Annotated in this window: 16 protein-coding genes and 1 pseudogene; 11 read left to right on the top strand and 6 right to left on the bottom strand. The window is 50.5% G+C overall.

The genetic code is table 11. The annotated features are described in order from the left end of the window. Nucleotides 1–234 precede the first annotated feature (234 nt). From IPI29_03150 to IPI29_03135, 4 genes are all read left to right on the top strand, one after another. Nucleotides 235–690, top strand: coding sequence for a hypothetical protein (locus IPI29_03150; protein MBK7411532.1), 456 nt, complete (start codon nucleotides 235–237; stop codon nucleotides 688–690). Next, nucleotides 687–980 (top strand): hypothetical protein, encoded by a 294-nt coding sequence (locus IPI29_03145; protein MBK7411531.1) that lies wholly within the window; start codon nucleotides 687–689, stop codon nucleotides 978–980. Before IPI29_03150 ends, IPI29_03145 begins: the two co-directional genes overlap by 4 nt. Nucleotides 981–1,063: 83 nt before the next feature. Continuing rightward, complete coding sequence (locus tag IPI29_03140) at nucleotides 1,064–2,128, top strand: hypothetical protein (GenBank protein ID MBK7411530.1); 1,065 nt, start codon at nucleotides 1,064–1,066, stop codon at nucleotides 2,126–2,128. 17 nt (nucleotides 2,129–2,145) lie between these two features. Then, the gene (locus IPI29_03135) at nucleotides 2,146–2,448 is read left to right on the top strand and encodes a hypothetical protein (protein MBK7411529.1); all 303 of its coding nucleotides are present in this window, start codon (nucleotides 2,146–2,148) and stop codon (nucleotides 2,446–2,448) included. 2,000 nt (nucleotides 2,449–4,448) lie between these two features. Here the strand turns inward: IPI29_03135 and IPI29_03130 are convergent. Then, nucleotides 4,449–4,706 carry a T9SS type A sorting domain-containing protein gene (locus IPI29_03130; GenBank protein ID MBK7411528.1) on the bottom strand — a complete coding sequence of 86 codons (258 nt, stop codon included), beginning with the start codon at nucleotides 4,704–4,706 and terminating at the stop codon, nucleotides 4,449–4,451. Nucleotides 4,707–4,774: 68 nt separating this feature from the next. Beyond that, on the bottom strand, nucleotides 4,775–5,767 hold the full coding sequence (locus IPI29_03125) for a hypothetical protein (GenBank protein MBK7411527.1): 993 nt from the start codon (nucleotides 5,765–5,767) through the stop codon (nucleotides 4,775–4,777). A gap of 984 nt (nucleotides 5,768–6,751) precedes the next feature. Here IPI29_03125 and IPI29_03120 point away from each other — a divergent pair. Next, nucleotides 6,752–7,006, top strand: coding sequence for a hypothetical protein (locus tag IPI29_03120; protein ID MBK7411526.1), 255 nt, complete (start codon nucleotides 6,752–6,754; stop codon nucleotides 7,004–7,006). A gap of 151 nt (nucleotides 7,007–7,157) precedes the next feature. Continuing rightward, on the top strand, nucleotides 7,158–7,769 hold the full coding sequence (locus IPI29_03115) for a hypothetical protein (GenBank protein ID MBK7411525.1): 612 nt from the start codon (nucleotides 7,158–7,160) through the stop codon (nucleotides 7,767–7,769). A 1,559-nt stretch (nucleotides 7,770–9,328) separates the two neighbouring features. On the opposite strand, the gene IPI29_03110 is transcribed toward IPI29_03115, so the two are convergent. The 3 genes from IPI29_03110 to IPI29_03100 form a co-directional block, all read right to left on the bottom strand. Next, nucleotides 9,329–9,571: a hypothetical protein gene (locus tag IPI29_03110; protein ID MBK7411524.1), complete on the bottom strand. Its 243-nt coding sequence runs from the start codon at nucleotides 9,569–9,571 to the stop codon at nucleotides 9,329–9,331. Nucleotides 9,572–9,590: 19 nt separating this feature from the next. After that, nucleotides 9,591–10,331 (bottom strand): ATP-binding protein, encoded by a 741-nt coding sequence (locus IPI29_03105; protein ID MBK7411523.1) that lies wholly within the window; start codon nucleotides 10,329–10,331, stop codon nucleotides 9,591–9,593. A 563-nt stretch (nucleotides 10,332–10,894) separates the two neighbouring features. Then, nucleotides 10,895–11,167, bottom strand: coding sequence for a hypothetical protein (locus IPI29_03100; GenBank protein ID MBK7411522.1), 273 nt, complete (start codon nucleotides 11,165–11,167; stop codon nucleotides 10,895–10,897). A gap of 233 nt (nucleotides 11,168–11,400) precedes the next feature. Between IPI29_03100 and IPI29_03095 the strand changes: the two genes are divergently transcribed. After that, nucleotides 11,401–11,556 carry a hypothetical protein gene (locus IPI29_03095; GenBank protein ID MBK7411521.1) on the top strand — a complete coding sequence of 52 codons (156 nt, stop codon included), beginning with the start codon at nucleotides 11,401–11,403 and terminating at the stop codon, nucleotides 11,554–11,556. 177 nt (nucleotides 11,557–11,733) lie between these two features. On the opposite strand, the gene IPI29_03090 is transcribed toward IPI29_03095, so the two are convergent. Next, complete coding sequence (locus IPI29_03090) at nucleotides 11,734–12,594, bottom strand: hypothetical protein (protein ID MBK7411520.1); 861 nt, start codon at nucleotides 12,592–12,594, stop codon at nucleotides 11,734–11,736. A gap of 1,505 nt (nucleotides 12,595–14,099) precedes the next feature. Between IPI29_03090 and IPI29_03085 the strand changes: the two genes are divergently transcribed. The 4 genes and pseudogenes from IPI29_03085 to IPI29_03070 form a co-directional block, all read left to right on the top strand. Beyond that, entirely contained in the window at nucleotides 14,100–14,717 is a 618-nt protein-coding gene (locus IPI29_03085; protein MBK7411519.1) for a hypothetical protein, read from the top strand. Further along, complete coding sequence (locus IPI29_03080) at nucleotides 14,707–15,753, top strand: AIPR family protein (protein ID MBK7411518.1); 1,047 nt, start codon at nucleotides 14,707–14,709, stop codon at nucleotides 15,751–15,753. The genes IPI29_03085 and IPI29_03080 overlap by 11 nt, the downstream gene beginning before the upstream one ends. Before the next feature lie 396 nt (nucleotides 15,754–16,149). Further along, a pseudogene (locus tag IPI29_03075) lies at nucleotides 16,150–19,228 on the top strand (DEAD/DEAH box helicase family protein). Beyond that, nucleotides 19,221–19,332 (top strand): DNA methylase (locus IPI29_03070; protein ID MBK7411517.1); only part of this gene is annotated, 112 nt, incomplete at its 3' end. The pseudogene IPI29_03075 and the gene IPI29_03070, both read left to right, overlap by 8 nt.

Here is a 19,332-nt window from a genome sequence, read left to right as displayed (position 1 = left end):
GGTAGTGTATCCCGGAACACTACGCTATGCATTGTCCGACAAGATCACAGCACTTCCATTGAGAGAGATCGCGAGTGTACGTTTGGGCTAGATCCTGAAGACTCCGAGCCCCCTAACTGGAGATGCCGCTCGTTAGTGACCACCTCATCTACTTGTAGGTTGATTTGCCAAACCCAATGCTAGATTGTAGCTGTTCCGTCGCTGTGGATGTCAAACAGCAACCAAGGAGTATCCATGAAATCGCCCTCTGCCGAGTTCCAATCTGTCGTTAAGGCAAGTTTCAACCTTGCCCAAGAATTGCAAAGCGAGATCATCACGTCTGCGCACATTCTGGGCGCGATAATGCTCGCGACAGAGGATCGAACGGCGCAATCATTGCTTCGTTTGACTCCCGACCATGAGACCTTGAAACAATCGATTCGTGGTGAGGCACGTACGCACGGAAACGACGTGCCGGACAAATTCAAGAAGGCTCCGCAACACGTACCACAGGGATCATTGCCGATGACGGACGAGGCCGAGGCAGTGATCGTGGGCGCGATGAAGGTCAGTGCGAAAGCGGATGTGCCGGCTGATACTCGTCACATCGTTGTTAGCATGCTCGATAGTCATGAGTCGTTGGCGCACATGATCTTGAAGGGGCAAGTGGATGATCAACGGCTGCGGTCTGAGTTGACATCAGGCGTATGATCCCGAGCATCGTTCTTCATCTGGTATGGTGTTTAGCGATCGTTGTGTGCTCAACGGCCTGTCAGCGCAACGAGGTGTCTGAGCACTCCAACACGCAGGTGGCGTCTGCGCAGATACGGTACAATCCTGATTACTATCCTGCTACGACGATGCAGGTGACGGGTGTCCATGCCCCGGGTGCAAAGGCCTACGTGGCTCCCCCTGTGGGGAATGGGGCTTCTTGGAAGTACTATCATCCAAATGCGGCACGTACGGGGAGGATTATTGGGATGGTCGACTGCTTGATATGATCGAACGAGTACCTGGGGGGGAGAACGAAAGTATACGCCACCCCACTCGGGAGCAACTAGTCGTAGGGCTAGGCGTATTTTCCGTGAATAACACAGAAGGTGCGTTGCCTGATACGATGGTTGCACTAGAGGCTGATCTCAAGTGGATCGATAGTTGGTCCATATCGTCGACCCTTCGTGCACTCCTTCACAAGGTCGAACATGCACGGCGCGACACATGCTCAAAATATATGGTACCGGATTCGGTCACATATGCTTTCAACGGTGAGATAGCCACACCGCCTAGTTGCTTGCGGAAAGTTGGGTACAGATTGCTTGCGCTGTTCCGATTCTGGAATGGCGTTCACTATCTGTTCCCGTATCGGACGATGATGGATCGACCTTGGGAGGAGGCACTCCCTTCATTCATACCAAGAATCGCTGAATCAGATTCAACGCTGTTGTTTGAGAAGGCTATACTCGAGCTCTCCACCTGGCTGTGCGATTCGCACGTCTACGTAAGTGGTTACCAATCGAACCTAGCGTCGATGTTTGGGAATACTGAGTTGTGTATGGATGTGAAGTTCATACGGAGCAAGGCATATGTGGCGAGCGATTGGAATGATGCATTCTCCGACAGCAAAATTAAGCGCGGTGATGAGGTGCTGGCAATATCCGGGAAGTCCGTGCAATCGATCGTTGATAGCTCGAAGCGCTATCTGCCAACATCAAATACTTCCACCCTGTATCGTGATGTCGCAAAGTTGATCGTACGTACTGATATGCCTTCCGTTAATGTGCTGGTACGAAGAGGTGCTCGAACACTTACAGTTCCCGTATACTCACAAGCGCACGGGCCTAGTCCTGTCTCTGTGCGCAGGGAGCGGTTCTTTCGACGCGTGGGTACAGGTAACTACGGGCTCATTGATATGCATTTATACTCCGTCGATAGCCTCAAAGCGTACGATCGAGAATTGCGTGCATGCGACGGGTTGATCGTGGATCTGCGGGGCGGTGATGGGATAGTCGGCCAACGCGAACTGGGAACGTTCTTTCTCCCGTGGCCGTCCTTACCTGCAATTTTTGCGATCGCAGATTGGAAGAGACCTGGACGCTTCATTTACACATCCATCCCCCAAGTGTTCGGTGACACTACCGACGGACACTAAAGGGTAAACTTGTCATCATGGTCGACGAGAACACACAGAGTAGCCTTGAGTACACCGCAATGATTCTCGCATCAGCACCAGGAGCTGTCGTCATCGGAAGTCAAACGGCAGGTGCCGATGGCAATATCAAGCGGCTGCAACTCCCTGGGAACGGTATTCTGACGTTTACGGGTATAGCCGTGTTCTATCCTGACGGTGGTGTAACACAACGCACAGGCCTTCGCATCGCTAAAGTGGTCAATGTTACCAGGAAGTCACTGACTTCCGATCAGACCGACGAGGTCCTTGATGAAGCAATGCGCCTTGTTCGGATGAAGTAGTCACCATGCTCTCTTGAATCTACGATCGATAGCCACTACGTACCGTCCGCAACTGATCACTCCGTCCGTCGGTGTTTTGATCTGCCATATCTAATGCCAGACCAATGCCGAAAGGTCACCGCATATGCCCCGACCGTGTTCCTTGAAGCACAGAACATGATGATCTAGTCATTCGATCTGTGCATTCGCTGTCTAAACCATGCCATTCGCATCGCAACATGCCAAACGCATGCGCACAACCCGCTTCAAAGTCCCTTGTTGACCCCTTCTCGTGTCCTCTTCTTGGACGGTTGTTCGCCCGGTACCCATGTATGGGTGTTTTAGCGCGTACTTGCGGATATCTGCCCGTATTTGCTGGGGCGATGGCATACCTTCGCGTCACATCCCGTACGTGGGTGTAGGTGCGCGTACATTGCGGGTGTTTGCTCGTACGTGATGGGAATCTAGTCAGATAGTGTGCATTCTATTAGCTTCCAAACATGTCAGCACGGCTTCCCGCGCGTAATCGACCAATCTAGAACGTCGTGTGGCCACGGCAATAGTGGCTTTGTTGTCCTATTCACGGGGTTTGTTCAAGTTGCAGTGCGCGAGAGCATTGATCTACGCTTAGGAAGGGGCTTCGAATCAACATGATGCGTCGTAGACCTATGATATGGCTTGCCTTGATCGCAGTCACGGCTGGCGCGTGCCTAATCGCAACTGGTCTTGCAATTGCTCTATCAGAAAGCAGATCCTCTGGGATCGGTTGGGGGGTGCCGACAGGTATCATCCTCGGTCATCTCGTTTTAGCTGCCATGCTCCGTACGAATGTCCTCGTCGCTCTGGGTCGGACCGTTCTTTACGCTGTATGGGTGTATTTCGGCATGAAAGCCATTTCGTCAGTCAGTTATCATTGGCCACTTAGTAAAACGGTCTTTGTCCCGCTTTCTCTTGGAGTCATAGTGTCTGGTTGGGAAATCTCGGCGTTGGTGTTCGCATCGGTGGCAACGTGGCGTTCAGGTCACAGAGCACAACAGAGATCTGAATGATGCTCGGACGGATGCTAATCGGCCCCTCACCACAAGCTAGTAAAACACAGAACGACGGTCCCCGCGGGGTCGTGTAAGAGGCGTATAGGCGGTCACCCAATACACACGACAACGTCCTTGAAGGATGACAATAGATCCGCATACTGGGTGTTGTGTGGCTGAGCATTCTTTCCAATGAACCTGCTTCGAATGCACCAAACACAGGTTTCCTCATGTGCTGTGTTAACTTCATGAATAGCAATGAACCTACATCATGGACCTCCAAACGCAAGGTGACAACTATGCGAACTCCGATGGTTGACACACAACATCACAATTGGGATGCTGAATCATGAGTGCATGGGGCATTTGCGTGCTAGTGATGATCTCACTCATTCTAATCGGATGTGTTAACGAGCCGAAGCATCTCGAAATTGATGTATCATCATACTCAGACTATACCGTGTGGGAATCGTATGAAGAGTATTCAGACTCGGACCTAGGAGCAATCGGTCGGGGGAAGGTAGGTGTTCATATTCAGAATGATGGTCTCAAGGACACGGTGAAGCTATCTAACCTGCGAACCAATGAGACCGCCTACCTTGCACCCTCAGAATACTTGCTTAACCGTGCGGTGTTTCTCTCAGGTGTTGCCGAAGGAGATTCGATCGTCGTTAGTGTGCACGAAAGAGCACTAGTACGGGTATTAGGGCCATCTGATTGCGGTTTAGTGATTGTCCTGGCATTCAATCACTATCACCGTAGTATCGAGTACTCCCTGTCACTTTACAATCAGTTGGCATATTAGCAACATCGTATGTTAGCTCGACCGCATTCTGTCTCTACCTGATCATCACATACAGTGGTATGTCACACCTATATCGTAGGAGCGAGAGGGGAATCACGCCCTTACCTGGCATCTCGCGAGCTATCGTCACAACATGAACTTCAGATGTTGATAACAGACAGAATATCACGTGGTATTCTTTACCTCTACCGTAAGACCACGAGTTGTTGATGATGCATGCCGACACTTGTGGTCAGTACTACGTGATAGATGCCTGTCTCCAAAGTGGCGATCTCGAAGGTCGAGTGTCCGTCTTGAAGTGCGACAGGTCCGAACACTCGGCTGCCGTGTATGTCGTAGACGGAGACACTTCCGCCATGATCGCGACCTGAGAAGTGAACTTCTACTGAGGAATGCGGGTTCGGATGGATGGAGAATCGCTCTGTATTGGGCGATTCTGACACGCTTGTCGAGATCTCGCATGGTAGCACGATTCGCTCCGGAAACGGACACGTCCTTGGCCCGCCTTCCTTTATCCAAGACAACCAGTTATCGCCCCATCCATACATATTCCCGTCCCTTGTGAGGGCAAAGGTGGTATTCTCCATGCGGCGATCTCGACGACATCACTCAATCCAGAGGCGACGACTGGAGTTGACGATGACTCGATCATGTTTCCGTTCGCGTCCAGGAGTCGACCAAGCTGACCATGCTCGTTACTTCCAAACGACACCACAGTGCCATCATCAAGTAACATTGCCGTGTGGTTGATGCCACCTGCAACAGAAATCACTCTGCGTGGTAACGAAACAGTTCTGGGAGTAGTAACGAAAGCCTCAGTTGTACCCATCATCCCGAAGCGATTGAATCCCCAGACAACCAGATCACCACCCTCAGTAACGAATCTATACTGATTGTCATCTGAACTGCACCCAGTACGAAAGCGCAGTTCTGGCATCATCTGAATTGGTATTGTCACCTTCTTTTGGCCGGAAGAATCGATCATTGCGTAGCCATTCCCACCCCAGCCCCATAGTGTTCCGTCCTTCTTGATCGCGAAGAACGATAGTCGATTGATAAACAGATGCTCAACCTCACTGATGTTGACCGTAGCATATCCGGAATCCAGGTGTGCCTCAGTCCCATTGCCATACTGTCCTGCATTATTACGGCCCGTTACAAGTACCGAATCGTCCTTACTGATGAATAGGAACTCAGTAGAATAACCAAGCACGCTCCTAACATTTGAAACTGACGTGACCTTTCGTGGAGTTGCCTCTACCAACTGCCAGGATGGCACTCCGAGCGTGAGCCAGTGGTTCGTGAATGCGCCCCACGCATACACCTCACCTGTCGGCGTTACAAGAGCACCGCCGGCCTGATGAGCGAAGATCCCGCTGATCGGACCTACATAATCAAGTCGAGTTGCCGCTAAACCACTCCGAAGCAGATCCGTTGCCATGTTCAGCTTGTCCGTTGGAGCCCCATGAATACACGTTTCCGTCGGCACACACGAGAGAAACATGATTGTCCGATATTGCCAATCTCTGTGCCTGAAGGGGAATCATGGAAGCAATGAAGCAGAGTGCTGCCGCTAGGCACGTCAATATTCCTCTCTCCGCAAATGCAGAAGGCTGCTTACGAGATCGACATGGTTGCTTCATCGATAGTTCTCTCGTCGAGTATGCAAGAATTGAACCTCCTGCGTGAATGACCACTAAGCTAGGTCAAATCAGGAACGATTCCCTCCGCAAAGTCGCCCGAAGCCGGGTGTGTCCGTCTGTTTCGCGCTCCGAACCGTGACATTCGTGTCGCAACATGCCATTCGCATGCGCACAACCCGCTTCCAAGTCCCGTGTTGACCCCTTCTTGTGTCCTCTTTCTGGACGATTGTTCGCCCAGTACCCATGTATGGGTGTTTTAGCGCGTACTTGCGGATATCTGCCCGTATTTGCTGGGGCGATGGCATACCTTCGCGTCACATCCCGTACGTGGGTGTAGGTGCGCGTACATTGTGGGTATATGCTCGTACGTGATGGGAATGGGCCTATAGTTCCGCTACCAGTGATCGCGTCGTCTGCGAATGACTTGGTCGACATCTCGAGTGAGAAGAAAAACGATGCCCAATGATAGATTGCAGCCGGTCGATGAAGCATGATGTGCTCGTTCGTCGCCCTCTCACGTGTAGAGGAATCATCAACGATATCACGGCTTGTGTCAATGACCTGTTTGAACAAGGCCCTGCGTCCTTGCGGTTGCTTCCCTCAATAGCTGTGATGAAGGGACTCTATGAGTATTAGGGTTGGCGATTGTATTATTCCTGCTCTCGGTGATGACTGTGCCTTTGTGTACTGGGAGCTGTATTGGTGGAACCACACCAATCGCGGAATCTCGATCGAGATATGAGCTTGTCGCCTTGGCTTTGTGTGAAACGGTAACGCAGGACTCTGTCAAAGACACAAAGTCACCGAGAGGGCACACGCAATACTTGACAGTCCTCAAGGCTAGGATGTGCGTTCTCGTCTCCGTAAAGGGAACGAAGACCCTACAACGAATTGAGACCATTACTGCTGTTGGCAAAGGATCGTGTGGGATCAGTATGAGGGAGGGTGAGACATACTACATTGCAGCTGATAGAATCACTCCCGAAGATAGAGTGTGGGTTGGGACGGATGAAGAACCTCCGTTCGTCTTGAACAGGTGCAGCGGATCACGGGTTGTCAACGCAGAGATCATCGACACAGTGAAGAGTCTTGTCAAGTGAGCGAACAGGGGACTAGAAGAAAGTGTCAGACCAACTCCGCACCGCTCAAACAGTATGCACTATGAAGCAGAGATTCAAAAACCAATGCTAGATTGAAATAGTCAACTACCATTAGCTGTGTCATTTGATGTCGATATACAGAGGAACTGTGATGAGCAGTATGCCCACTATTGCGCTATTGATGACGCTAATTGTTCTCAGTGTGTCATCACATGCTCAGGTCTATGTAAATGTTCGCATGTACATCTCCGATACGCTGCAGTATGAACGCGAGTACGTATCAATCTCGCCGGATTCAATGGCAAGGGTGTATCGACCTATGTTCTCTCACGACACAGCAATCGCTCCGGTGGCATTTGGCATTCCTCTGGCGGAGACGGTCGAATCTCGCTTTCTCAATGACGTAGTTGAGACGATCAATGACGAAGCAGTAGGGGATACAATCTATAAGTATCCACTTGAAGCCGGCAAGATTCGAGGGTGCTCGGTCGATACATTTGTTATTCGGAATGGTGACACTGTCAACACAATACGTGTTTCCAACATCGTTGCTGAATGGCGATTTCTACGACGGTATAGACGCGAAGAAACGCCGTGGGGTACGTACACGCTTCGGAGCTCATCACAATACACAGATCCAGCGATGTATCCCATGAAGTTCTTCTATTGCACAAGATTGCAGGGTAGTGTTCTGGAGGGTGTCCTGCGGACTCTTGAACGAGCTTTGCCATCCATGGTAGTAGAGTTACATAGTGCGCCTTAGTGTATTGTTTGAAATCCCGGCCACATCATTCCCTACATTCTGCATTCGCTGAGCAGCGCCCTGCTGCGGAATGTGGCGATGCGATGCCCAGTGCCAGATTGCGGTTGTTTTTGCCGCTGTAGAAATATTGTTTGTGGTCATCGAGACCAGTAACATGATGATCAGGGCAGGCGGAATCTCCAGAAGGAACTCTGCGGCAGATGCCTGCGGAATATGCACTACTTTGCATCTGAACAAGGGGAACGAAATGACGCCTAAGCTTATCGTTGCAATGATCTTACTCTGCGCAGCATCTGTACCGATGACAACCTGTAGCTGTGTTTTCGGGCCTACGCCAATGGTTAAGGCGAAGGCGAGTTATGGACTTGTTGCTCTAGGCGCTATGCGAATCGGTGGAATCAGACACTGTCAAGGGTAATGGGCGGCTACGATCTTACAAAGGCGAAACGGCATGCCTCAAAGCGAGGATGTGTATTGTGGTCAATGTTAAGGGTGCGAAGAAGTTCGCAAGAATCGACGTGATTACTGAAGTAGGGAAAGGATCCTGTGGTGTGGATATCCAAGTGGGTAGGACGTATTACATAGCTGGAGATGTATTGACAAGTAGCGAGCGAATATGGACGACAGGTGATGATGAGAGATACTACTTCATACACAGGTGCAGCGGATCAAGAGTAGCCACATCAGACGTCATTGATACTCTCATCACGATCACTAGATAGTGCCGCCTAGTGTTGATATCCATTTGTAAGGCCATCTTCACCAACCTTACTCCGCCCGTACCTGATCACCGCATCCATCGGTGTGTAGATCAGCCGTACTTTGTTCCAGACCCATGCCGATCAGTAACCGCAAGTGCTGCGACAGCGGTCATTGTTGCACGGAACATGCTGGTCAAGTCCCTCGATCTATGCATTCGCGCTCCGAACCATGCCAATCCCGTCGCAACATGCCAAACGCATGCGTACTAACCGCTTCGAAGTCCCTTGTTGACCCCTTCTTGTGTCCACTTTCTGGACGGTTGTTCGCCCAGTACCCATGTATGGGTGTTTTCGCGCGTACTTGCGGATATCTGCCCGTAATTGCTGGGGCGATGGCATACCTTCGCGTCACATCCCGTACGTGGGTGTAGGCGCGCGTGCATTGTGGGTGTTTGCTCGTACATTATGGGAATGGGGCTTGCTACACTCGTCATCAATGACGTTGACCGCCATCATGATCGCTGGACTAGGCATGTTTTCAGCACGTGATGAACGCCCAACTGTGCTAGCCGACGCTATATACATGGACCATCCGCTCCACGCCTCCACCACATTCCGCGTTCATGTGACCAGCACGACCAATCACGCACTGGTCACCAAAAAACGAGAGGAGAATCCTTGCTCATTGACCATCAGAATCCCATCATGAGTGATCACCTGTCTTCACGCTTCACTGTAGAAGCGACAGCAATCTAGCATTGGGCTTAAAGGATCAGCCAACGGATTGATATGATGGTCCGATGCGTGCGAATAGCGGTGGCCTCCTGCGAGGAGTCTCAACCACAGCGGATTCACGTGTTAAGAAGTATGCTGATCGATCCATCTCTTCAGATCGCCGAGGTAACCATGTGCTGCGCTACTGTCTCCGACAACGATCAACCAGTCGGTTGCCCGAGTCACGCTAACGTTGATCAAACTGGCGGCTGTTGAGCCTGTCGTGACCCAACGAACTCGGCCTGGCTTCGATTTGCTGGTGATCACAGTCGAGATGATCATCGTATGGCGCTCGTTGCCCTGAAATCCGTGAGCCGTGTCAATCATGACACCGGGGCTATCCTTGTCACCTAGGAACCCCGTGCCCACCTCTCGTACGGAAATGATCAGTCAACTCGTGCTTTTGGTACGTGAATGGAGTGACAACACCGATATCCGAAGGCAGGATGCCATGCTCCAAGAGGACTTTGATTTGAGCTATCACAGCATCGATTTCATCAGAGTTGACCTTGTCAACCTCTGTGCCTCTTATGTCGATCCACTTCAGCTGTGTGCCTTCACTATTGGCTGTCCGTCTAAGTCGAAGAGTGCCTTGGTAGAAGGTGGTGTTGCTGAACTCAATGATCTCCGGGACGCTCCTGTGGTGATCGGTGAGACGAACAACGGTATCAGAACCCGCTCTCGAAATCTGATACTCCACGAGAGATTGAAGACTTGACTGAGGGTTCACCCATAGTGCTAGGTCATCTGAGTCCACGCTACACTCAATGGCTATGTCAATGAGTTTCGATTCTACTAGCGATGACACTGGTTGAAGCTGCTTGAGGTCGCCAACCACTACAAGCTTCTTGGCTCGAAACAAGGCTGGCAGTGCAACGCCTATTGAACATTGACTCGACTCGTCGATTGCTACAACGTCCACGATCCCAGGACTCGGAGGGTAGTACTTCGATACAGAGTGAAGAGTGCACGCTAATGGCGAGAATCTGTTGACTGTGGCTAGGTTGGGTGGGATCGAAGTATCAACAAGTCCGGTGTCGTATTGATCAGCATCAGCATCTTCTTTCTGATGCCCAGTTCGTAACAAGCTCGTGCAGAGGATACTCCGGTGTTCTTGTAGCTTCTAAAAGTGCTGCCTGCTAGTGTTCTCGTCGAAGCTGTCAACGAATATGGCAAGCAACTCACGCGGCTCGCTCCATAGAATGTGCTCGTCAACGGTCACTCGAATACCGTTGCCTGCTGGTGGCTCGAAAGGGCACGAAGCAATGCCTCCCAACCAGGAGATAATGAGTCCGCGATGCAGAAATCGAACCAGCTAGCCAGCTCCTATCAGAAAAGACTTGCGAGTAAAAACACGAAGCGCACCAACTCGACCCTTAAACGACTCCCTCAGGCGCTTGAAGAATGAGTTTGCCGCTTCCTTCAACTGTCGGTAGTCTTCTGCTATCACTCGCGCTGTCTCTGCCTCCTTAAGCGCATGATCGTAATCTGAAACATCAAGAGACTGTAACACAGGGAACTGGAGTAGAATCCGACTCAGCGCTTCATTGGCTTGAGCAAGTTGCTCCTTGCAGCGGTAATACTCATCCAGTTGCAGACCCGAATCGTGTATCTCACCGTCAAGCAGTTCGAGTTGTTTAGCCCAAGAGGCTACGTCAGCCCTATCGGCTTGTGGTGGGGCATTCGCCCCACTGGCGGAAACTCAGTGAGAGTTGTCCGAAAGTCCTCGATAGTCTTTACACTGCCGATCTTGAAGATGGCAGGGTAGCGGACAAAGTTCGCAAGTTGGGAAACAACGTTAGAGACTGCAGTGTTGTTCGTGCTCGTGATGAGCATTGTACGAGGTACGGCAATGCAGTCAGCGGTAAGACTTGCCAGTACCCGTGTTTTGCCAGTTCCTGGTGGGCCCTGAACTGCAACCACATTCACTCCCGGATCGCGCACCAGTTGTAGAACTCGAGACTGTTCATAGTTGAGAGGACTAGCTATTCGTACTCTGTAGTCGGGTGTTGTTGCACACCCTAGTTCTGAATGATGGGACAGAAGATTCCATGCAAGGTCACCGGGCGTTGATCCTGCTGCGAGAGTGCTTTGCCAACTACTTTGGACCGAAAGTAAGATCGTTGAGAAGACGCCTCGTCATCATCTTATCCGGAATGAAAAAGCACCGCAGCATGCAGCAGGTCGGCATTCGCCGGGAACTCACTGACCAGCTCCATTCCGTGATCAACTACTGTCTCGGGTATGTAATCGATCTGTTGGAGAACAAACTGAACTCGCTTGAAACCTTTGTGGCTCTCAGCACGCCGTAAGAAAGGCGCTGAACTCCTCGTCGTCCATCAGAGAAAATGGGCGAAACGTTTGGAGCAGATCAGCGTTTAACTCAATAGCCGACGGATTCTCTGGGATAATGCGCGCTTGATTCTCGCTCATTAAATCCAACGAGCATCCTATGTAAAAGAGAGTGGGAAGCGGAGTGGAAGGAGGTGTCAGGGTCCCGTTCGCACATTCCAGAACAGACCGTATGCCAGCTCGCTCTCGCCTGCAAGCGCCTTTGGAACAATCTCCTTGCCAATCAGCACAGTCTCGCCAAAAGACATCAAAGTCTCCTGGTTCTGTGGTATAGTAAGATGCTTTGCCCAAGCTTTCCCATCGCTATGCAGATTGATATCCGGATTAGCTTTGGCCTCGGCAGCTAACTTGCGTCTATAGAACTCTACGAGACGGATCTGGACTGGCAGTTGTTCGATCGCTGGATCAGCTTTGGCTTCTGTCTCGTTGGGCGGTTGGACCCCTGGCCACCAATGAGAAATGATTCCCTTCGGGCCAACGAACTTACGAAGGGCAATAGCGAAGGGATCCCCTTGACGGACGAGGCCGAGCTCACTTGCCAGAAACTCGGCGTCCGCATCGTCAAGATAGATCTGTGGTATAGGATTTGTCTTCGGATCCCTCACACCCGTAGCCGCACTCGCTATCTCTTCGACTATATCGATAGTATCAGGAACATGGTGCAGAGAGCTAACGGCAGTTGGCTGGAAATAGGACGGTACGCCACCTATAATGCGCAGCTCGGGATGCGTGAAAAGGATCGTGCGGGAGATCTTGTCCCAGTTTGATGTCTTGGCTGCTGACGACGGCAAACCTGCAGATCGCTCGCGTAACCAGATCTTTAGTGTCTCTCTGTTGAATTCAACCTGGCTCAACGGATTCGGCTTCCTGCGCTCGAACACGAATCCTCCAGGCGCTCTTCCGTCCCACACGCCATCCCTCTCTGCGGGAAGCTGCGGCAAAGCAATCTCACCCCACCAGTGCTTCATTTCTACGACAAGCATTGCGTTCCGCTTCACTATCAACAGGTCCGGCTTTGAGCGACGTGTTCCGCTTCGCCCAACATGAGTGAACAGATGAGGCTCGACGAAGATCCATAAGGGGGATCCATCTCCACTATGCGGGTCGTTAGGAGGTAGACTGACAGCCTGAAGCCTGTTCACGAGGTTCCGCAAAGCTAGATTCTCAGCGGTCGTGGCAAAGGACTCGTTGATGTAGAGTTTAACGTTAAAGCCCATCGTATGTAGCCACTCGTGTGAAAGGGATAGAAGTGCTGTGCTTTGTGTGGCGGCAGCAGGGACTCCGCGTTATGCGACTACCCTAATCAGCATAAAAGTGACAATCATACACAGCACTACAACACAGAGGCAACTGCAATCTAGCATCGCGCATAGTAGAATCGCACTCTACATTGTCCTGTGGTCATTTGCATGCGGAATTAGGTGGTCAGCGTGAGCTGAATCTGCACAGCAAAAGACGATTGTGTTGGCTGTGTGGTTCAACACGATTCTTTTGTCAACCGAACAACTTTCGTCAAGCCGTCGACACTATCCCGTAATGTACAGAAGTATCCGTGTCCATGTATCGAAATCACATGCCGTTCTATGAAGTTGTTAACCTTACGCAAATCCAACCACAACTGTTGACTGTTCTTGGCATTAAATGCGTGATTGTCAGTGGTGTCATAAGGATTTCGTTCATGTACCCACCGGTGTAGGCGCCTATACATTTGAATGAGCTCTTCATGCGTTATCCTTCGCTCCGGAATGCCCAGCACGACTGTCCGTGGACCTGACTCCTTCATCTCCTCCTGGGTCGAGTTGCGCCAGATGCTAGGACTTGGATACACTCTCAGATTTCTGTTACGTAGACCCAAAGGATCTTATCAGCAGCCCAGTGACCGACAACATCTCGAGGAATGGAAATGGATGCGTTATCTAATGCAAGCAAACATCCAAAAGCAATACCTTCGATGACTTTCCTTCCATGAAAGGCGGCCGTCTCACATATGTGATAGTCGAGTAAGGGCATTGATTCTAACAGTACAACTAGGTCTAATCTTCCCCTCATAGTAGTCATTAGGGATAGGTATTGAGCGACTGGATTATTGCGATGCCTATTCATTGACCAGAATAATAGTCAAAACGGTGACATCGCGGTGAACGCTGCTTGAAGATACCGCTCACGTTGACCACCGTATTCCGAACACAACTGAACACCGGGAAAATGTAAGGCGCGATTCGTCTAGGCGCAATACTAGATCATAGTTGCTGCAACGTTGGAATGCAATTTCAAGTACCCGCTTGTGTGCGGTCTTGGGTGTTCACTTGTCGCGGAGTTCCTAGATGATTCCGACATGTGAAATGGTCTCTATTGAAGAATATTTAACTCAAATGATAAATAGGTATTATTGTCAGCCATCAATTCCACATGACGCAGATGATTTAAGTAGGGGTCGCCATCTACCGGAGTAGAGGTCAGCAGCACCGGCTTACGAAAATCGATTTACGGGGGAAACGTGAATATGAATCAAGATTTAGAAACCTATCTTCAAGCGAAGTTTGGACATTATGCAGATGCTGATCATGGCTTCTGCAAATGGTACATCAGAGCGCGATTCGGTAAAAAGGTCAAAGCACACTACACCGATAAAAGCGGTGATGGTGGCTTTGATGCAATCGTAGAAGACGACGGTTTCATCTACATCATCCAGTCGAAATACAGTCAAGTGGACCCGCCAGGACGCATTCCGAAAGAAGACCTTCTGAAATTTGTAGAAGACGTAGAAAGAATTCGCGGAAGCAATAAGCATCGTTGGGAGGAGCATGTCAAGACACTACGAGCTGATCTCAAGAGGCTGTACAACGAAACTAGAGAAAAGGTGCGATCAAAGAAGTACGATTGTCGCTACATCCTAGTTACCAATAAGTGTCGCTCAGATGATGAGATACCCGAGTATATCGAAGTAGAGGATGTAGATAACATCACGCCACTTTGGAATTTATACTCTTTGGATTTTACGCCTACTTCCAAGCCGATTAAGCTTTCAATCACCCAGTACTTCTCTAAAAAAGTAGGGAACACACAGAGCTACGTGGGTCTCGCTAGTCTTGGCGAATTAAAAGGGCAGCTTGACAACTAAGATCTGCACCGCCTTTTTGGTTCAGAATGTCCGTACCGATCTCCACACGAAGATCAATGAGGATATCGAGGCAACATATGTTGGTGATCCCGACCACTTTTGGATGTTCAATAACGGTGTTTACATCACGTGCAGCAGGGCTCACATCTCGGGTGATCTATTTACGCTTCACTCGCCCTCAGTTATCAATGGTGGCCAGACCGTTGCATCTGTATTCAATTCGGCAAAGACATCTGATGCCCAGGTCCTCATCCGAATATGCGAAGTAGATGTTCAAAGAGAGAACAATCTGCTACGTAATGTGATCCTAAGGACCAATACGCAGAACCCTGTAAAACCCTACAACCTAGTCGCACATGACCGTACGATGTTGAACATCGCGCGCTATTTGGATCGCTTCAAGATCTACTTCGAACGTCGTGAGTCAGAGTGGAAAAATATTGATCGCAGTGCTTACCACGAATACGAAGTCGTTGACATTAGGAGTCTCACACAGTGGATGGCTACACTTACAAGCACGTCAAATATTGGCACTGCAAGACAAAGCGTCTCTAAACTCTTTGATCGTGAAGTGTTTAACAAGATTTTCAGTTCATATGAGACAGATGATTACACTTCACCCGCATACACACAACTTGCAGTTTGTGTGTGGGTAGGGAAGTTGGTGGACAGTTGGATAAAGTCTATCCCCACAGCTCACAAATTGAAGAAGAAGAACTCTCAAGTGGCGAAACTCATCATTTTCTATTCTTGTCTAGATGCGTGCAGAAAAGTTCGATTCGATGTAGAAAGAGCGACAGATATGCTAAGCGGTCATCAGTTCGGACGAAACGATCTTCCCGCGAGCATAAAAAAGGCTCTTGCAGAATTGCGTGACTCCATTGAGAAGAGCGCAAGTAAGCACTATCCCGAAGAACAGTTAGACATCTTGACTAAATCAAAGGAAGCCAAAGAACTCTTGACTTATGCATACGCAGGGAAGGTCGCGACAAACCTACAGCAGGCTATAAAGCGGGATGGAACGGCGGTGCGGTAGGATTGTAGTCTCGAGAATGAGCGCTCTGCTTGTGTGGAGATCAAGACGGGGTTATCGCTCGTTCGGGAGAACACTGGAGAATCCGTGTGTAATGCTCATCAAATTCCGCTGGTGGTTACTCCTCAGTACCTACAACAACCTCGACAATCATTGCGATATATGCTCAACTAATAATTATGGAGAGAAGGAGCAAAGAGAAAAAATGAGATGGTAGTAGAACTCAGCCCATTGTTCATGAGAACGTTTCCATAGTCCTTTTAACGATAGTCCATCAGCCCCCCCCCCCACACACACACGACACAATACGTCGTCCCAGTACAGTTCAATGGGTTAGTGCCAGAAGTGTAAATTGCAGGGTTGTAGATATGTGTTGGGCGTATACCGAGGGTGCTGTTTGTGAGTAATGCTTCTGCCGAGTCAAATCCGTTCTTCAGTAGACCGATCCTGAACTCTCCGTACAAACGACCGGAGTTGCATTGGGAGTTGGATGGGTCCGGACAGCCGACACAAAAGATCCTTGAGTTTCGACGTCCTGCCGACTTCATAACACCGATCCCGAAGCCGAAGAAGCGAAGGGCAGCTGAACAGGAAGTTCTTGGGTTTGAAGAGGGTGACGGGATATCAACAAAGGGACAGCAGTACGAAACTCGGTCGATCATCAATGAGGTTCGTGGACTGGTAGAAGCATGGCGGTCTATTCCGCAGCAGGCTCTATGGCAGGTAACGCCGGAAACGGCACGACTCCTTCACCATTGGCGACATCATGAATTCGGTGGTGTCCGCCCGTTCTTCTGTCAGATCGAAGCGGTTGAAACGGCGATATGGCTTGCTGAAGTAGCACCACACACTCAAGCCGGGAAGAGGATCTTGGAGTATCTGGCCTCGGCCAATAGGGATGCGAATCCTGACCTCATGCGCATTGCATTGAAGCTTGCTACTGGTGCAGGAAAAACAACGGTAATGGCGATGATCATCGCCTGGCAAACTGTGAATGCGGTACGCAGGCCTTCTAGTAAGACTTTCACAAGGGGCTTCTTGGTCTGTGCTCCTGGTCTAACGATCAAGATCGACTCCAAGTATTGCAGCCGAATGATCCGAATAGCTATTACAAAGATCGCGAACTCGTTCCGCATGACATGCTTGAGGATGTCAACAAGGCGAAGATCGTCATCACAAACTACCATGCGTTCAAACTGCGCGAGCGGATCGAACTGTCGAAGGGTGGACGTCAACTTCTGCAAGGGCGGACAGGGAGAAGCCCCTTGACACTTGGAAACCGAGGGGCAGATGATCCAGCGTGTGATGCCGGACCTGATGGGGTTAAAGAACATCATGGTCATCAATGACGAGGCACACCACTGCTACAGAGAAAAGCCGAACCCCGATGACGATGGATCTGATCTCAAGGGTGACGAACGAAAGGAAGCTGAGAAGAACAACGAGGCAGCTCGACTTTGGATCTCTGGCATCGAAGCGGTGAACAGAAAGCTTAGCGTTCAGCGTGTGATGGATCTCTCTGCAACTCCGTTCTTCCTCAGTGGTTCCGGATATGTTGAGGGAACGATGTTCCACTGGACCATGAGCGATTTCTCGCTGATGGACGCTATCGAGTGCGGAATTGTAAAGCTGCCACGCGTGCCGATTGCAGAGAACATCCCGGGAGACGAATTGCCGATGTACCGCAATCTCTGGGCGAACGTAAAGTCCGGTCTACCAAAGTCGGGGCGTAGAAGTGGAGAGGAGCTTGACCTCTTAAGCTCCCAACAAAGCTCTTAACAGCACTCGAAGCGTTGTATGGTCACTACGTAAAGACCTTGACCTGTGGAAGAAGGAAGGGATCACTGTTCCTCCATGCTTCATCATCGTCTGTCAGAACACCGCGATCTCGAAGCTGGTGTACGACTACGTCTCTGGTTTCCAGCGGAAGATCGATGACACTACCACGCGCTTGGAGAACGGACGGCTTGCGCTGTTTAGAAACTTCGATGACAACGGAAACCTCTTCGAGACCGAACACGTTGCTCATCGATAGCGAACAGCTAGAAGCCGGTGATGCACTTGATGACAACTTCCGCGCCATGGCAGGGGACGAGATAGAGAGATTCCGGCGCGAAATGGTTGAGCGCACTGGTAATGCAAGATCTGGTGAGAGCATCACGGACCAAGAACTCCTTAGGGAGGTGATGAACACGGTAGGGAAGCCGGGTCAGCTTGGCGCTTCTATCCGTTGTGTTGTCTCGGTCTCCATGTTAACTGAAGGATGGGACGCCAACACTGTAACACACGTATTGGGCGTACGTGCATTCGGCACACAACTTCTTTGCGAACAAGTGATCGGCAGAGCACTTCGTCGTCAGTCGTATGATCTCAACGACGAAGGATTGTTTGATGTAGAGTATGCTGACGTCTTTGGCATTCCCTTTGACTTCAACGCGCAAGCGGTAGAGGCAACCGCAAGCCGCCCCGTCGAACAATTCAGGTGAAGGCAGTTCGACCGGAGCGTGCTCACCTTGAGATCAGGTTCCCTCGCGTGGAAGGCTACCGTACTGAGCTGCCGGAAGAGCGCTTAGAAGCAACCTTTACCGCAGACTCGGTCCTTGTGCTCTCGCCTGACCTGGTAGGCCCATCGTTAACACGTAACGAAGGGATCATTGGCGAAGGTGTGAACATGAATCTTGAGCACCTGAGCGAGATGCGTCCGGCAACGATCCTCTACAATCTCACGCATCGTCTGCTGTACAACATGTGGCGCGACCCAGGTGAAGAACCAAAGCTCCACCTCTTTGGACAACTCAAACAGATCACCAAGCAGTGGCTCGATACATGTCTGGAGTGCAAGGGCGGTACGTTTCCAGCGCAGCTCATGTATTTGGAACTGGCAGACATGGCGTGTAATAAGATTACGGCGGGAATCACCCAGCATTTCCTTGGGGAGCGTCCCGTGAAGGTGCTTTTGGACCCATACAACCCCACTGGTTCAACCAGCTATGTACGGTTCAATACATCGCAGACGTTGCGATGGGAGACCAACGCGGAGAAGAGTCACGTCAACTGGGTCATCCTCGACAGCGATTGGGAAGGTGAACTCTGCCGGGTTGTAGAATCACACCCACGAGTTCGCGCCTACGTGAAGAACCGCAATCTTGGATTTGAAGTCCCATACCGATACGGCACCGAGATGCGTCGGTACCTGCCGGACTTCATCGTTCTCGTTGATGATGGCCACGGCCCCGACGATCTCCTCCATCTCGTCATCGAAGTCAAAGGCTATCGAAGAGAGGATGCAAAAGAAAAGAAGCTCACCATGGACACCTACTGGATCCCCGGTGTAAACAACCTCGGATCTTATGGCCGGTGGGCCTTTGCGGAATTCACAGACATCTACGAGATGGAAGACAACTTTGAAAAGCAGGTGGCTCAGCGATTTGACCAGATCCTTGCGGCCTCAATCGAACGGAACACACCACATGGCTAAGAAACCACCCAAGATCGTTGAAACGCTACGTCACGACGATAGCAAGCGCAAGAACATCCCTACTGCCGAATATCAGTCGATGGTGCAAAGGGGCGATAAGGACG

Source organism: Ignavibacteria bacterium, assembly GCA_016707005.1.
Lineage (GTDB): Bacteria > Bacteroidota > Ignavibacteria > Kapaibacteriales > Kapaibacteriaceae > UBA10438.
This window is presented reverse-complemented; position numbering and strand designations above follow the sequence as displayed.